General features: G+C 33.7%; 13 protein-coding genes. 9 read left to right on the top strand and 4 right to left on the bottom strand.

Annotated elements, in window-relative coordinates; all coding sequences use genetic code 11:
• Positions 1 to 152 precede the first annotated feature (152 nt).
• The 5 genes from ED556_RS07660 to ED556_RS07640 all read left to right on the top strand — a co-directional run bounded on the left by ED556_RS07660 (position 153) and on the right by ED556_RS07640 (position 4,562).
• The gene (locus ED556_RS07660) at positions 153 to 590 is read left to right on the top strand and encodes a DUF6146 family protein (RefSeq protein ID WP_296321625.1); all 438 of its coding nucleotides are present in this window, start codon (positions 153 to 155) and stop codon (positions 588 to 590) included.
• 29 nt (positions 591 to 619) lie between these two features.
• The gene (locus ED556_RS07655) at positions 620 to 1,114 is read left to right on the top strand and encodes a DUF6787 family protein (RefSeq protein ID WP_296321619.1); all 495 of its coding nucleotides are present in this window, start codon (positions 620 to 622) and stop codon (positions 1,112 to 1,114) included.
• The gene (locus tag ED556_RS07650; protein WP_296321617.1) at positions 1,111 to 1,443 is read left to right on the top strand and encodes a hypothetical protein; all 333 of its coding nucleotides are present in this window, start codon (positions 1,111 to 1,113) and stop codon (positions 1,441 to 1,443) included. Before ED556_RS07655 ends, ED556_RS07650 begins: the two co-directional genes overlap by 4 nt.
• An 84-nt stretch (positions 1,444 to 1,527) precedes the next feature.
• Positions 1,528 to 3,927: a TonB-dependent receptor gene (locus ED556_RS07645; protein ID WP_296321615.1), complete on the top strand. Its 2,400-nt coding sequence runs from the start codon at positions 1,528 to 1,530 to the stop codon at positions 3,925 to 3,927.
• A 56-nt stretch (positions 3,928 to 3,983) separates the two neighbouring features.
• The gene (locus ED556_RS07640; RefSeq protein WP_296321612.1) at positions 3,984 to 4,562 is read left to right on the top strand and encodes a type 1 periplasmic binding fold superfamily protein; all 579 of its coding nucleotides are present in this window, start codon (positions 3,984 to 3,986) and stop codon (positions 4,560 to 4,562) included.
• Positions 4,563 to 4,606: 44 nt separating this feature from the next.
• Here the strand turns inward: ED556_RS07640 and ED556_RS07635 are convergent, their stop codons facing one another.
• Positions 4,607 to 4,864, bottom strand: coding sequence for a hypothetical protein (locus tag ED556_RS07635; protein WP_296321609.1), 258 nt, complete (start codon positions 4,862 to 4,864; stop codon positions 4,607 to 4,609).
• Between the two features lie 195 nt (positions 4,865 to 5,059).
• Here ED556_RS07635 and ED556_RS07630 point away from each other — a divergent pair, with 195 nt between their 5' ends.
• Together ED556_RS07630 and ED556_RS07625 are read left to right on the top strand one after the other, a co-directional pair.
• A complete protein-coding gene (locus ED556_RS07630) occupies positions 5,060 to 7,633 on the top strand; it encodes a DUF5916 domain-containing protein (protein WP_296321607.1) in 2,574 nt (857 codons plus the stop codon).
• 30 nt (positions 7,634 to 7,663) lie between these two features.
• On the top strand, positions 7,664 to 8,326 hold the full coding sequence (locus tag ED556_RS07625) for an ABC transporter ATP-binding protein (RefSeq protein WP_296321604.1): 663 nt from the start codon (positions 7,664 to 7,666) through the stop codon (positions 8,324 to 8,326).
• Here the strand turns inward: ED556_RS07625 and ED556_RS07620 are convergent.
• The gene (locus ED556_RS07620; protein WP_296321601.1) at positions 8,316 to 9,566 is read right to left on the bottom strand and encodes a serine hydrolase domain-containing protein; all 1,251 of its coding nucleotides are present in this window, start codon (positions 9,564 to 9,566) and stop codon (positions 8,316 to 8,318) included. The genes ED556_RS07625 and ED556_RS07620 overlap by 11 nt on opposite strands.
• 14 nt (positions 9,567 to 9,580) lie before the next feature.
• Positions 9,581 to 10,225, bottom strand: a complete 645-nt coding sequence (locus ED556_RS07615) for a GntR family transcriptional regulator (RefSeq protein WP_296321598.1) — start codon at positions 10,223 to 10,225, stop codon at positions 9,581 to 9,583.
• Between the two features lie 140 nt (positions 10,226 to 10,365).
• On the opposite strand from ED556_RS07615, the gene fumC reads away from it, so the two are divergent.
• Together fumC and hutI are read left to right on the top strand one after the other, a co-directional pair.
• Positions 10,366 to 11,763, top strand: coding sequence for a class II fumarate hydratase (gene fumC / locus ED556_RS07610; protein WP_296321594.1), 1,398 nt, complete (start codon positions 10,366 to 10,368; stop codon positions 11,761 to 11,763).
• Positions 11,764 to 11,866: 103 nt separating this feature from the next.
• Positions 11,867 to 13,108, top strand: a complete 1,242-nt coding sequence (hutI, locus tag ED556_RS07605) for an imidazolonepropionase (RefSeq protein ID WP_296321592.1) — start codon at positions 11,867 to 11,869, stop codon at positions 13,106 to 13,108.
• Between the two features lie 64 nt (positions 13,109 to 13,172).
• Here the strand turns inward: hutI and ED556_RS07600 are convergent, their stop codons facing one another.
• Complete coding sequence (locus ED556_RS07600) at positions 13,173 to 14,057, bottom strand: chromosome partitioning protein ParA (protein ID WP_296321589.1); 885 nt, start codon at positions 14,055 to 14,057, stop codon at positions 13,173 to 13,175.
• Between the last annotated feature and the right edge of the window lie 100 nt (positions 14,058 to 14,157).

Raw genomic sequence — 14,157 nt, 5'->3', positions numbered from 1 at the left:
ATATTTAGAAAGCAGCTACTTTGGCTGCTTTTTTTGTCGCTTTACTAATCAAAACTACGAGTTAACTCAATGCCAGTTGTGAAGACGAGTTGCACTAATTTAATTTGTAAAACAATTTTAATGAACAATTCAATATTTAATATCTTTATACAATGAAAGCTACTACTCTATTTTTGGTAATTATTTTAATGGTATCGAGCTGCAAATCTATCGATGCTCCGAGTCCTGTTTCAGATGAACGCGAAGAAAGTTTGGTAGACAATGATACCGTAATTATTGATAGTGATGAAAACGCCTACGAAATCATTATTATTGAGCCTGGGTTCAACGGATGGCTACAAAGCACGGCTAGACCACGTCACTATTATTCGCAAGACTTCCTAGAAACTCGTAATCAAATTTATGTAACTAACTGGAACATGAGAGTTAATCAGCCATTACGTTTTGATCCAAACTTATATCAACTTACAATTGATTACAACAGGCATGAAGATTATGGCTACGAAATCAACTATAAGTTATATAACTACTTTATTTATTTTCAATTAACTTATAATCAAAAATTAGGACCATTTGTCGTCAGAATTTAATGTAAATTTGTAGCGTTTTTTAAAACGCTATGGAAAAATTTAAACAACGCTGGGAAATTAGCCAAAACTGGCAGTTAATATTTCCCATACTTGGATTATTAGCTTTAGGATATACATCATATAAGATTGCAAATGCAATGGCGAGCAAATTTGGTGTAATAGCCACCATTATCCTAGCAATTGCAATATGTTTTGGGCTATTACAATTTGTTCTTTTCTTATTTAAAAAATTAGAGACCAAGTGGATTTTAGAGGCCAAATGGGAAATGATACGAGTATTTATCGTTTTTGCAATTACAGGAAGCTCTTCGATGTATGTTGGTCGGCCAATAATAAAATTACTAGGTATTACTAAAGAAAATCTAAATCCTGCAGTTTATTGGTTTTTATTTATTATCATTGGGCTCGTTTTTTATCAAATATTATTGGTATTTTTCGGCTGGATTTTTGGACAACACAAATTTTTCTGGGAATTCGAAAAAAAAATGTTGCGCAGATTTGGTCTTAGTCGCTTTATAGATTGAAAGAGAAAAAGTTACATATCATACTTAAATTACTTTCTGTAATATTAGTATTTGCTATTATTACTCCAACATTGGTAAAGTTCTCTCATGGGTTTCAAGACCATGAGCATGAAGTATGTTATGGCGAATCTTCTTCGCACCTTCACGAGATTGATATAGATTGTGAGTTTTATAAATTTAAACTCAACACTCAATATGTTGATAAATTCAAAAAAGTTGAAGTCTTAACGTTAGATAATATATCTGATGAGATAAATTCGCAATACAACTTCATAAGCGATTATCAAAAACTTCAATTTTCACTTCGCGGTCCTCCGCATTTCGTTTAAAATTTAAACGAATCCTAATGTATATCGGTATGCGTCATTGCACATACCAGATAGACAACAATATATTATTTATAGATTATTTTAATGAAGCAAATCTTTGCAATAGTTGCTTTTGCTATTACGTTTACGGGAGTTTCACAGAATTGTAAGAACATTCTGCTTGGAGAGCTTACAGATTTTCATGACAAAACACCAATTGTCGGTGCCACAGTTTATATCAAAACACTTGATAAATATACTGCGTCAGACAGTGATGGAAAGTTTAAAATTGAAAAGCTCTGTAATGGCCCAATAACGCTAGTAATCTCTCATGTTGCGTGCGAGACTAAAACAGTAACCTTTGAAATAAATGGTGATACATTTAAAGCTATTGATATTGAACATCATATCGAAGAATTAAATGAAGTTTCAGTAAAAACAGGAGCAACTAAAAAGATTACTTCTACAAGTCAAGAAACACTTATTAAAGCTAATACATTAAAAAAATATAGCAGCTTAAGTCTTGGCGATGCTTTAAAAGAAGTACCTGGAGTTTCATCTATAAATACAGGAAATACAATTGTAAAACCAATGATAAATGGCCTGCATAGTAGTAGAATTTTGATCATGAATAATGGTGTGCGTTTACAAGATCAAGAATGGGGTGTTGACCATGCTCCAAATATTGATATTAATAGTGCAAATCAAATTTCAGTGATCAAAGGTTCTGGTGCTTTGGTATATGGTGGTGATGCCGTTGGTGGTGTTGTTGTCATTAAACCTAATAGAAGTATAAGTAAAGATACTTTATTTGGACGTACAATAATTGGTGGGCAAACTAATGGTAGAGGATATAATATTACTTCTACTCTTAACAAAAACTATAGTTCTGGATGGTTTGCTCAGCTACAAGGATCTTACAAAAGAAATGGAGATTTTGAGGCTCCTGATTATATCCTATCCAATACGGGCTTAGAATCAAAAGGATTTGCCACACGATTCGGTAAAAAGAAGTTCGAATCTGGTTTTGAAGTCTTTTATAGCTTCTTGGATAATGAAATTGGTATTTTAAGAACATCACATGTTGGTAATCTTTTTGATTTAAGAGAATCTATAAATTCTGGGCAACCATTGGTAATTAATGACTTTACTTATGATATAAATGTTCCTAAACAAGAGATAACACATCATTTAGCAAAGATTAATTATTACCGACGCTTTCAAAATTTTGGAAGAGTAAGTTTGCAATACGATTATCAAAACAATAGACGTCAAGAATTTGATGTTAGAATTGGTGACCGTAGAAATATACCTGCAGTAGATTTAATATTACAAACGCACACGTTATCGGCAGATGTAAATTTAGATTCAAATTTAGAGCGTAAGTACAATTTTGGGCTTCTTGGTCGTTATCAAGATAATTTTGCTGACCCTGATACAGGTGTAAGACGAATTATCCCTGATTATGATAAGTATGATTTTGGGATATATGCCACTACAGAATGGCAAATAAACGATGATTTACTAGCAGATGCTGGTATACGGTATGATTTTAATCGTATAGATGCCAAAAAGTTTTACAGAAGATCTAGATGGGAAGAACAAGGTTATGATGTTGATTTTGCAGATATTGTTATAGAAGAATTATCGACACAGCTTTTAACAAATCCAGTATTTAACTATCATAATATTTCAGCATCTGCTGGGATTAAGTATGATATCGACGATAAGAATCAAGTATTATTTAATTACAGTCTAGCAAGTAGACCTCCAAATCCTTCGGAATTGTTTAGCGATGGATTGCACCATGCACTAGCAAGAATTGAATTAGGAGATCTTAGATTTAACAAAGAGGTAGCTAATAGAGTTTCGACATCATACTCATTCACCACTTCTAAATTCAATTTACTAGCAGAAGTATTTTATAACAGAATCAACGATTATATTTATATAAGACCTTTTGATGATGCTTTAGAAAACCGAGGTGCTTTTGCGATTTGGGTTTATGAACAAACAGATGCTGAGTTATTTGGTTTTGATATTAACGCCACGTATGATGTAACAAATAATCTGCAACTGCAAAACAAATCATCTTTTATTAAGGGTAATGATTTAAATACGGATCTACCTTTAATAAATATTCCTGCGTTTAATACTGCAAACCAGATTACATACACCAATAGTAATTGGTATAATTTTTCAGCAAGTCTGAGGTCTGAGTGGGTTTTTGAACAAAACGAATTTCCAGATTTTAATTACACTGTCACTGACCAACTTACAGGTCAAGAATTTGAAATAGATATTAGCACACCACCACCTGCTTATCACCTATTACATTTTTACAGTGAAGCAACATTTAATTTAAGCGATAAAACCAGTTTAAATGTAGCGCTTGGCGTAAATAATATTTTTGACACATCATATAGAAATTATTTAAATGGTTTACGCTTTTTTGCCGACGAACCAGGACGTAATATCACTTTACAATTACAACTTAATTATTAAAACATACACCATAAAATTATATACCTATGAAAATCAATTTTTTAAATTTAAATTCTATGAAAACAAGTAAATTACTTATTGCGGCATTATTTTGCCTTACGCTGATTACATCGTGTTCTGATGATGATGATAATCCTGCTCCAGTTAATGAAGTGGAGCTAATTACTGACGTTGTACTTACATTCACAAACACTGCTAACGCTATGGATGTGGTAACTTTAAGTAATAATGCTCCAGATGGTCAAGAAGGCACTTTCAATAACACTATTAGTGGTCCATTTACGGCAGGTGCAACTTATAGATTAAGTTTGGCTATTACAAACGAAAGTGAAGCTCCAGACATTGATGATATATTAAACGATGACATTATCCCTGAAGCAGACGAGCACTTTTTTGTATACGCTGTTAATGGTATTGGCTTAACAATGACAAGAGACGCTGGTGATGTTGATGGCCCTGATGGAACTAAATTAGGTGTTAACACTACATGGGTTGCTGGTGCTGCAAGTACTGGAAATGTAAACATTACATTAATTCATGAACCTGTTACTGTTGATGATTCTAATCCATTTGGAATTGCTACTGGTGGTGAAGAAGATTTTAATATTACATTTGTTAATGTTACTATTCAATAGTTAAGAGTCTTACTCATAAAAAAGCACCTAATAGGTGCTTTTTTTTATGCTTTATTTTTTGATTTGATAGTATAGGTATAAAGCCACATAATCGTAAATGTAGGTATGACATCAGTAAAAGGTAATGCCTCTTCAATAAAAGCAATAATACCAGCGATGCGCCCGGGCTTTCCTTTATAAAGCTTAGTCATAAGATAACCAGATAGTGGTGCCCATATAAAATCGAAAGGCGGAAATATAAAGGATACATACCCTATGACATCCAAGAGCAGACTCCATACTAATTTGGGGTATTTTTTCATTAATAATTTTTATTTATTCTAAATCAATAAGTATTCCAAAAACAATTAAAGACATTTTGGCATTTTATAAAGATTACTTTAACGTTTACTTAAGAGCATTTAATACAACAGAAGTTAGTTTTGTCTAATAAAACTGTAACAATCGTAAGATTATACTGTCTTTAATTCTAAATTAACTATCATCATCAATCAATTATGAACTTACGTTCAATTTTATCGCTTTTATTAATCTCTTCTTTTTTTACTGTGTTTTCTCAGGAAATTAATATCGACCCAGACGTTAAAAAGGTATTGAATATTAAGAGAACATCTAACGCTCCTAAAATAGATGGTGTTTTAGATGATGCTGTTTGGACAGAAGCCGAAACAGCAACTGACTTTACGCAATTTAGACCAGAAATGGGTGTGGAAGCGCTTCCTCATCAAAAGACTCTTGTTAAAATGGCTTATGATGACGATGCGATATATGTTTCAGCCTATTTATATGATAAACCTGAGGACATTCAAAGGCAATTGACTAGCCGTGATAATTTTGGACAGTCAGACTTTTTCTTATTAGTTCTTAACCCTAATAATGATGCGCAAAATGACACAGAGTTTTTTGTTTTTAGCTCAGGAACGCAAGCTGATGCTGTTGCAAATCCATCAAACGGAGAAGATTTTGGTTGGAGTGCTGTTTGGGATAGCGCTGTTAAAATAGTGGATGATGGTTGGATTGTAGAAATGAAAATTCCCTACAGAACGTTACGTTTTTCAAAAGATGTAGAAACGTGGGGCTTACAATTTCACAGACGTTTTCAGGTAAATAACACACAATACACTTGGAATCCTTTAGACAGAACCAAAGGTAATATTGGTCTATATCATGGCGAATTAAAAGGCATAAAAGATATTGAACCTCCTACTCGATTAATCTTTTACCCATTTACTTCTACTGTTTTTAATAATGAAGCCAAACCTATATACAAATTAGGTGTTGATTTAAAATATGGTGTTACTGAAAACTTTACATTAGACGCTACATTAATCCCAGATTTCAGCCAAGCTGGATTTGATAATGTGGTATTAAATCTAGGACCTTTTGAACAGACTTTTGGCGAACAACGGCAGTTTTTCCAAGAAGGTGTAGACCTTTTTAATAGAGGCGGCCTTTTCTTCTCACGACGAATTGGTGGTGGTCCATCTGGTAGTTTAAACTTAGATGATGACGAAGAACTCGTTGGCGATTTTCCTAGTGAAGTCAAAGTACTAAATGCATTAAAGCTTTCTGGGAGAACCAAAAAAGGACTTGGTGTCGCAATCCTAAATGCCATTACTGAAAAAACAGATGTTACTGTTCGGAATACTGTAACCGAGGAAACCAGATCACAAACTTTAGAGCCTTTTACCAACTACAATGTATTTGTTATTGACCAGCAGTTTAACGGTAACTCTTCGGTTAGCTTAGTTAATACTAATGTTTTGCGAGAAGGAAGCTTTAGAGACGCCAATGCCACGGCATTAGTGGCAAATATCTCTAATAAAAGAAATACTTACAATATTCGAGGTAATGTAAGAATGAGTAACAGAAATCTCGAAACTGGCGTTGAGACTGGTTTAAGTTCCTTCATAAGAGTTGGGAAAGCACATGGTAAGTTTAGATATAGTTTTGATCACCGTTTTTCTAACGAAAACTTTGATATCAATGATTTAGGTGTCAACTTTAGAAATAACTTTAACAACTTTGGTATTGACGTTAATTACAGAATTTTTGAGCCAACAGAGAAATTAAACAACTTCTTTGCTAATTTTTATGTGAATTACAGACGTTTGTACAAGCCGAGTACATTTACAGGAACAAACCTTGGTATATTTGTTAATGGACAAACCAAAAAGCTCATGTGGTTTAATGCCAACATTAACTTTGAACCTGGTAAGCAGTTTGATTTTTTCGAGCCTCGTGATTTTGACAACAAACGCTTTTTCGTTTTTGAAAACATCGGCTCAATAAACGGAGGTATTCAAACCAATGACAATAAATTATTATCGGTTAGTGTTGATGCCAATACGTTCGCAATTTTTGACGGTGAACGCGACCTTTTTGGTTACGGTATAGGTATTGCGCCTTCTTTACGACTTAGTGACAAATTTAGACTTGGATTTGGATATTCTTACAATAATAATAAAGGTAGTAGAGGTTTTGCTATAAATTCTAACAATTTACCGGATGAAATTGTTTTTGGTGAAAGAGATATATTAACCATAGAAAATACGATGTCTGGTAGTTATACCTTTAACCCGTTTCATACAGTGTCACTTACGCTAAGAAACTTCTGGACTACAGTGACTTACGATGATAGACCCTACTTTTTACAAGACGACGGAAGTGTAATAGAACAAGCCAATACTTTTGAGGAATTAGGCCTTGGGAACTCTAATGTAAATTTCAATACCTGGAATTTAGACCTTAATTATACATGGCAAGTGGGTCCAGGAAGCTTTTTAACAGCACTATATAGAAATCAATTATTCAATTCTAATACAAATTCTGAAGACAGTTATTTCGAAAGTTTAGGGAATCTGTTTGATCAGGATATTAACCATATCCTTTCAGTAAGGCTACAGTATTTTATTGATTCTAATAGTTTAAAAGGAATTTTCAAAAAGAAACGTAAGGCTGAAACTAGACAGGCACGTTTAAATAGACTGAGTTATAGAAACTCTCGAGATTTTAGAAATTCGCGCAATATGATACCTACTCATCCATATTATTCTAACACAATGCTATAATCATATTAAAATAGTATTTTCGTATGCTATATGATTAAGGCCAAAAACATTCATAAATTTTATAAGGATTTGCACGTATTGAAAGGTGTAAATGTTTCTATTGACGAAAGCGAAATTGTGTCAGTAGTTGGTGCTTCCGGTGCTGGTAAAACAACCTTACTACAACTATTAGGTACATTAGATAAGCCTGATTATAAAAGAGATACTTCATTACTAATCAATGGTACCGATATTTCAACATTGAATGATAAGGCTTTAGCTAAATTTAGAAATACCAATATTGGTTTTATATTTCAGTTTCATCAATTATTACCTGAGTTTACTGCGTTAGAGAATGTGTGTATTCCAGCATTTATAAACAAAACACCAAAAGCTGAAGCCGAGAAACGCGCTAAAGAACTCCTTACGTATTTAGGATTAAGTGAGCGCATTGACCATAAGCCAAACGCAATGTCTGGTGGTGAACAACAACGCGTTGCGGTAGCAAGAGCTTTGATTAACAATCCAAAACTAATTTTTGCCGATGAGCCTTCAGGTAATTTAGATAGCGAATCAGCAGAGCAATTACATCAATTATTCTTCAAACTAAGAGAAGAGTTTAAGCAAACCTTTGTTATTGTAACCCATAACCAAGAACTTGCTAATATGGCCGATAGAAAGCTAACTATGGTCGATGGAAAGATTACGGATTAGGTTTTAAACTATCTTTATATTCAATAACATTTTTCCAAATTTCCTTAATTACCGGAACAACAATGTCGTCTTTGTAATCAATATCTGTATTAGACATTATAATTGTTCCAATTTTCGTTTTTGGATTAAAGTACATTAAAGCAAATGAGCCAAAATCCGAACCATTATGACCAATCAGCAATTCTTTTGAACCAATAAAGTCGTTGTTATACTCATTAAAAACCCCAACATTTATTCGTCCTTTTTCATTTAAGGACTCGTTAAACTGTTTTTGGTAAAAGGTTTTATATCCAGCCTTAGACAATAATGTTCCATCTCCTTCATAACCTTTAATAAGCTCAGTTAAGAACTTTCCCAAGTCTTCACTAGATGTAAACAAACCACCATTTGGGTAAGTTATTGCTGTATAGTCTGCAATTTTTTGGTCTTTAAAAAGGTAAAATTTAGACCGCTTCAATGAGTCTATACTTTTAATTGTCCAACCAGAATTATTCATGTCGAGTTCGTCAAATATGTACTTTGACGTAAACTCAGCATATGACATTCCTGTAGCTTCAGCTATAACCAATCCACATATATCAGCTCCAAAATTTGAATACTCAAAGGTATCTCCCGGCGCATTGTCAGAAAACATTTCTACAGTATACCATTGCCCCTTTACAGATAAGCATGATTCTAAAAACTCAAGAAGTGATATACGTTTTTCAGGTTTTTGAAAGTGACTAAAAGCAACTTCTTCTTTATTATTTACGTCTTCGTTTTCTAGTATAAACGCTCTTAAATAATTTTCTTCATTATCAATTATTGATGATGAATGAGTAGCTAAATGTCTTATGGTTATTGGAATTTCTGGATATTTTGGATGAACAACGTCAAAAGGTAAATATTTATTTATTGGATCATCTATGTTTAATTTACCCAACTCTTGAGCTTTAAGTAGAGAAATACCTAGCAATGTTTTTGCAACAGAACCAATATTTTGTGCGGTGTTTTTATGATAATTTATAGTGTTCTTTGAATCTTGATATCCAAAACCTTTGTTGTAAATAGAACCATTTTGGTCAACTATATTTACTGAAAAACCTACAACCTCTCCATCTTTGTTTGCAGCTTTAAGCTTAGAGGATAAAGAATCTTGAATTGCTGAATAATCATTTTTGAATTGGTTTGTAGTTTCAGTTTCGTGTTTGCATGAAACAACCATAAAGGCTATAACCAGAATAAAAATTGCTCTGTTCATTTGATGACGTATAATTAATTGTTGTGCTTTAATTTAAGTGAATTGATTAGCGCATCCATACCAACCATATTGTTTTCTGCAAATAGTATTGATGCTTCTTTTAGTTGTCCTTTTTTTAAATACTCTATTATGCCTGCATGCTGAGAAATTGAAAACTTTACCATATTACCAAAATCCATGTAAGCATACTCGTATCGTTGAGATTGTCTATGCAACATTTTTATCATTTTCATTAAGCTCTTATTCTTACAGTTAGATATTAATAACCCATGCCAAATTTCATCAAGTTCCACAAGTTCCTTGGGGTCATTGGATGTATCCATTTTATGATTGATAGAAATCAACTCATCTATTTGTTCCGGAGAAGGAATGCCTGACAACTCAAGAGCATATGATTCAAGTTTTGCTCTAAGCGGATATATCTCCTTTAGTTCTTCTTCTGAAAGATCTGAAAGCCGGAAACCTTTTCTTGGCTCAGATTTAACTATACCTTCAAGTTCTAATTGTTGAAGCGCTTCTCTTAAAGGAGTTCTGCTAACATTTAGCATGTCAGCCAAATGAATTTCGCGTAAAGGCTCATTTGGCTTTATTTTTCCATCTATAATTAATTGCCATACGACCTCAATAATTTGGCTTCTTAGTGATTTTTGTGTAATCATAAATTACATACTGTATATTGTATACAATATTAATATAATATTTTTAATTAGACAAATCACAATAAAAATTCTGAGTTCTGTTAAACAAATCATATTGGTAAATCGTAACTTTGCACTATCAAAGAAAACACATCAAAACCATGAGTTACAGAATAGAAAAAGACACTATGGGCGAAGTAAAAGTACCTGCAGATAAGCTTTGGGGTGCGCAAACAGAACGCTCGCGTAATAACTTTAAAATTGGTGCGCCAGCGTCAATGCCTTTAGAAATAGTATATGGCTTTGCATATCTTAAAAAAGCAGCAGCCTATACTAATTGCGAACTCGGTGTTTTAGCTGAAGAAAAACGCGATCTTATTGCTCAGGTATGTGATGAAATTTTAGATGGTCAACACGATGAACAGTTCCCTTTAGTAATTTGGCAAACAGGTTCTGGAACGCAAAGTAATATGAATGTGAATGAAGTGATTGCTAATCGCGCACATCAAATTGCTGGTAAAATTATTGGTGAAGGTGAAAAAACCATTCAGCCAAATGATGATGTTAATAAGTCTCAATCGTCAAATGATACTTTTCCAACGGGTATGCATATTGCTTCTTATAAAAAAGTGGTTGAAACTACAATTCCTGGTATTATTCAGTTACGTAACACATTACACAAAAAATCTTTAGAATTTAGCGATTGTGTTAAGATTGGTCGTACACACTTAATGGATGCTACACCGTTGACCTTAGGTCAAGAGTTTTCAGGCTATGTATCACAATTAGACCATGGTATTACTGCCCTCGAGAATACTCTAAAACATTTAAGTGAGCTTGCACTTGGCGGTACCGCTGTTGGTACAGGATTAAACACACCTAAAGGATATGATGTTTTAGTGGCTAAGTATATCGCAGAATTTACAGGATTACCGTTTATAACAGCAAAGAATAAGTTTGAGGCCTTAGCGGCGCATGATGCTATAGTTGAAACACACGGCGCTTTAAAACAAATTGCTGTGTCATTAAATAAAATTGCTAACGATATAAGAATGATGGCTTCTGGACCGCGCTCTGGAATTGGAGAAATCATTATTCCTGCAAATGAACCAGGAAGTTCAATTATGCCCGGAAAAGTAAATCCTACACAATGTGAGGCATTAACTATGGTTTGCGCACAGGTTATTGGTAACGATGTTGCAGTGTCTGTTGGTGGTACTCAAGGACATTACGAGCTTAATGTATTTAAACCAATGATGGCCGCTAACCTACTCCATTCTGCACAACTTATTGGTGACGCTTGTGTGAGTTTTGATGAGCATTGTGCTTCAGGTATTGAGCCAAATCATGCAGTGATTAATCAATTATTAAACAACTCTTTAATGTTAGTTACCGCATTGAACACCAAAATAGGCTATTATAAAGCTGCAGAAATTGCAAATACTGCTCATAAAAACGGAACAACTTTAAAAGAAGAGGCCATTAATTTAGGCTATGTTACTGCCGAAGAATATGACGAATGGGTAAAACCAGAAGACATGGTTGGTAGCTTAAAATAAACACAACCAATATGTAAAAAAGGTGCCATTTCGATAGTCTTTCGAAGTGGCATTTTCTTTTTTTTCGTAACTTGAATTTTTACCTAGTCAAAATCAACCTATTGTGTCCATTTTAATTAAAAACATAAAGCAATTAGTGCAAGTCCATGAAAACATGGTTACCATTGTTAAAGGGCAAGATATGAGGCATTTACCGGTAATTGAAAATGCTTACCTCTATATACAAGATGACACAATCGTGGAGTTTGGCACGATGGACTTTTGTGATGGTATTGAAGCAGAAACCGTAATCGATGCTACTGGCAAACTTGTGTTGCCATCTTGGTGCGATTCGCATACACATATTGTATATGCGGGCAATCGTGTTTCAGAATTTGTTGACCGAATTAATGGCTTAAGTTATGCTGAGATTGCAAATCGTGGTGGTGGCATATTAAATTCGGCAAAGCAACTGCAAAACACCTCTGAGGATGATTTGTATGAGCAATCGACTAAGCGATTAGATGAGATGATTGCAATGGGTACTGGTGCTGTAGAAATAAAAACAGGTTATGGATTGACGGTTGAAGCAGAACTCAAAATGCTTAAAGTCATAAAACGGATAAAGCAAGAAAGTTTAGCTAAGATTGCACCGACATTATTAGCTGCTCATGCTATTCCGCTTGAATATAAAGATGATAAACACGCTTATGTTAATAAGATTATAAAGGAGCTTATTCCGAAAGCGGCAACTTTAAGAATTGCAAAATACATTGATGTGTTTTGTGAAGATGGTTATTTTTCGGTAGAAGATACCAAAGCTATACTTGCAGCTGGTGCAACACATAATTTAATACCAAAAATACATGTCAATCAGTTCAATATACTAGGTGGTGTGAAACTCGGTGTTGATCATAATGCATTATCTGTTGACCATCTCGAGGAATTAAACGATAGAGACATCGAAGCCCTTAAAAACAGTAATACCATGCCTGTAGCTTTACCAGCATGTTCGTATTTCTTAGGCATTCCGTATACACCAGCACGCCAAATCATAGATGCTGGTTTAGCACTTGCAATAGCAACAGATTATAATCCTGGATCTACGCCAAGTGGAAATATGAACTTTGTTGTAAGTACTGCTTGCATTAAGCTAAAACTCACACCTGAAGAAGCCATCAATGCAGCAACCATAAATGGTGCTTATGCCATGGGATTTAGTAATATGTATGGTAGTATTACTAGAGGCAAAAAAGCTAATGTGATTATTACAAAACCTATGAATCATTATGCACAAATTCCTTATGAATTTGGACATAATCCTATTGATACCGTAATTATCAATGGTCAAGTATGGGAAAATTAAAAAGCCTGAAGTTGTTCTGCTTCAGGCTTTTATAAAACTAACCAACCAATCTTAATTTCCTATCTTATTTCAGTGAAAATTCTGATGAAGAAATTAATTCTTTCTCATTAAATACATTAACCACATAGCGCCCTTTTGAGAATCTTTCATCATCATCTTGCGCTATAAATTCGCATATATTTAAATTTCTGTTTTCGTAATTAAAACGACTAATCAAACTGTAATTCAACACTTTGTCTTCAAATTCAACTTGATTGTTAGCACCTAAAACATTGTTATTTGGATCAATAACTTGTACATATAATTCTTTATCTCCAGCTTCAGTAAGCGTATTACGAGCAACGGTATAACATACTCTAATTTTATCGCTACGCCTTGCACGCTCTGTCGGGATTAACTTTCCGCTACTTCTTTCTATAACCCCAAATCCTTTAAGCCCAATAGTTTGTAAAGCACCTGCATCTTTAACAACATCTGCTAGTTCTGTATTCTGAACCAAAAGAGAATCTGTAAAAGCCGAACGCTCTGCTAATTGAATTTGAGTACTATCTAAAGTAGTTGCTAATAATTCATTTTCAACTTTTAAACGGTCGTTCTCTTCTAACAGAACATCCATTTCTTCTTGTAAAGCCAGGTATTTCTTTTTGTATCTCCAAAGGCTATTCACGCTATTTTGAGATACTTTAAGTGAGTCCATTAAACCTTGAATACGATCTCTAGCAGCCACTAACTTTTCGTTTGCAACTTCATTTTCTCCAATGGCAGCGTCATATTGCTGAGCCATTACATTAAGATCATTCATTACTTGTTTTTTCTCTTTAACTAATGTGGCTTCAGTTTCCTTTTTTTCGCTATATAATTTAGAAGCATAAAATCCTGTTCCTAAAAATAGTGCGACCAAAATACCTAAAGCTACTTTTAAACCTATGTTATTACTTGTTCCGCTCATAGTTTTTGTTTTTGAGTTTTTGATAATTCTTGTTTTTTAATTTTTAATTTATGTTCGCTAAAATTATAAGCTGTACATTTATTTTAAATTATTATTAGCT

Source organism: Winogradskyella sp. (genome assembly GCF_003712105.1).
GTDB lineage: Bacteria > Bacteroidota > Bacteroidia > Flavobacteriales > Flavobacteriaceae > Winogradskyella.
This window is presented reverse-complemented; position numbering and strand designations above follow the sequence as displayed.

Excerpts from the sequence above, each read along its gene's own strand:
- ED556_RS07635 (WP_296321609.1), bottom strand. The coding sequence starts at position 4,864 with ATGAAAAAATACCCCAAATTAGTATGGAGTCTGCTCTTGGATGTCATA.
- ED556_RS07625 (WP_296321604.1), top strand. The coding sequence starts at position 7,664 with ATGATTAAGGCCAAAAACATTCATAAATTTTATAAGGATTTGCACGTA.
- ED556_RS07630 (WP_296321607.1), top strand. The coding sequence starts at position 5,060 with ATGAACTTACGTTCAATTTTATCGCTTTTATTAATCTCTTCTTTTTTT.
- ED556_RS07640 (WP_296321612.1), top strand. The coding sequence starts at position 3,984 with ATGAAAACAAGTAAATTACTTATTGCGGCATTATTTTGCCTTACGCTG.
- ED556_RS07645 (WP_296321615.1), top strand. The coding sequence starts at position 1,528 with ATGAAGCAAATCTTTGCAATAGTTGCTTTTGCTATTACGTTTACGGGA.
- ED556_RS07600 (WP_296321589.1), bottom strand. The coding sequence starts at position 14,057 with ATGAGCGGAACAAGTAATAACATAGGTTTAAAAGTAGCTTTAGGTATT.
- ED556_RS07620 (WP_296321601.1), bottom strand. The coding sequence starts at position 9,566 with ATGAACAGAGCAATTTTTATTCTGGTTATAGCCTTTATGGTTGTTTCA.
- ED556_RS07615 (WP_296321598.1), bottom strand. The coding sequence starts at position 10,225 with ATGATTACACAAAAATCACTAAGAAGCCAAATTATTGAGGTCGTATGG.
- ED556_RS07660 (WP_296321625.1), top strand. The coding sequence starts at position 153 with ATGAAAGCTACTACTCTATTTTTGGTAATTATTTTAATGGTATCGAGC.
- ED556_RS07655 (WP_296321619.1), top strand. The coding sequence starts at position 620 with ATGGAAAAATTTAAACAACGCTGGGAAATTAGCCAAAACTGGCAGTTA.
- fumC (WP_296321594.1), top strand. The coding sequence starts at position 10,366 with ATGAGTTACAGAATAGAAAAAGACACTATGGGCGAAGTAAAAGTACCT.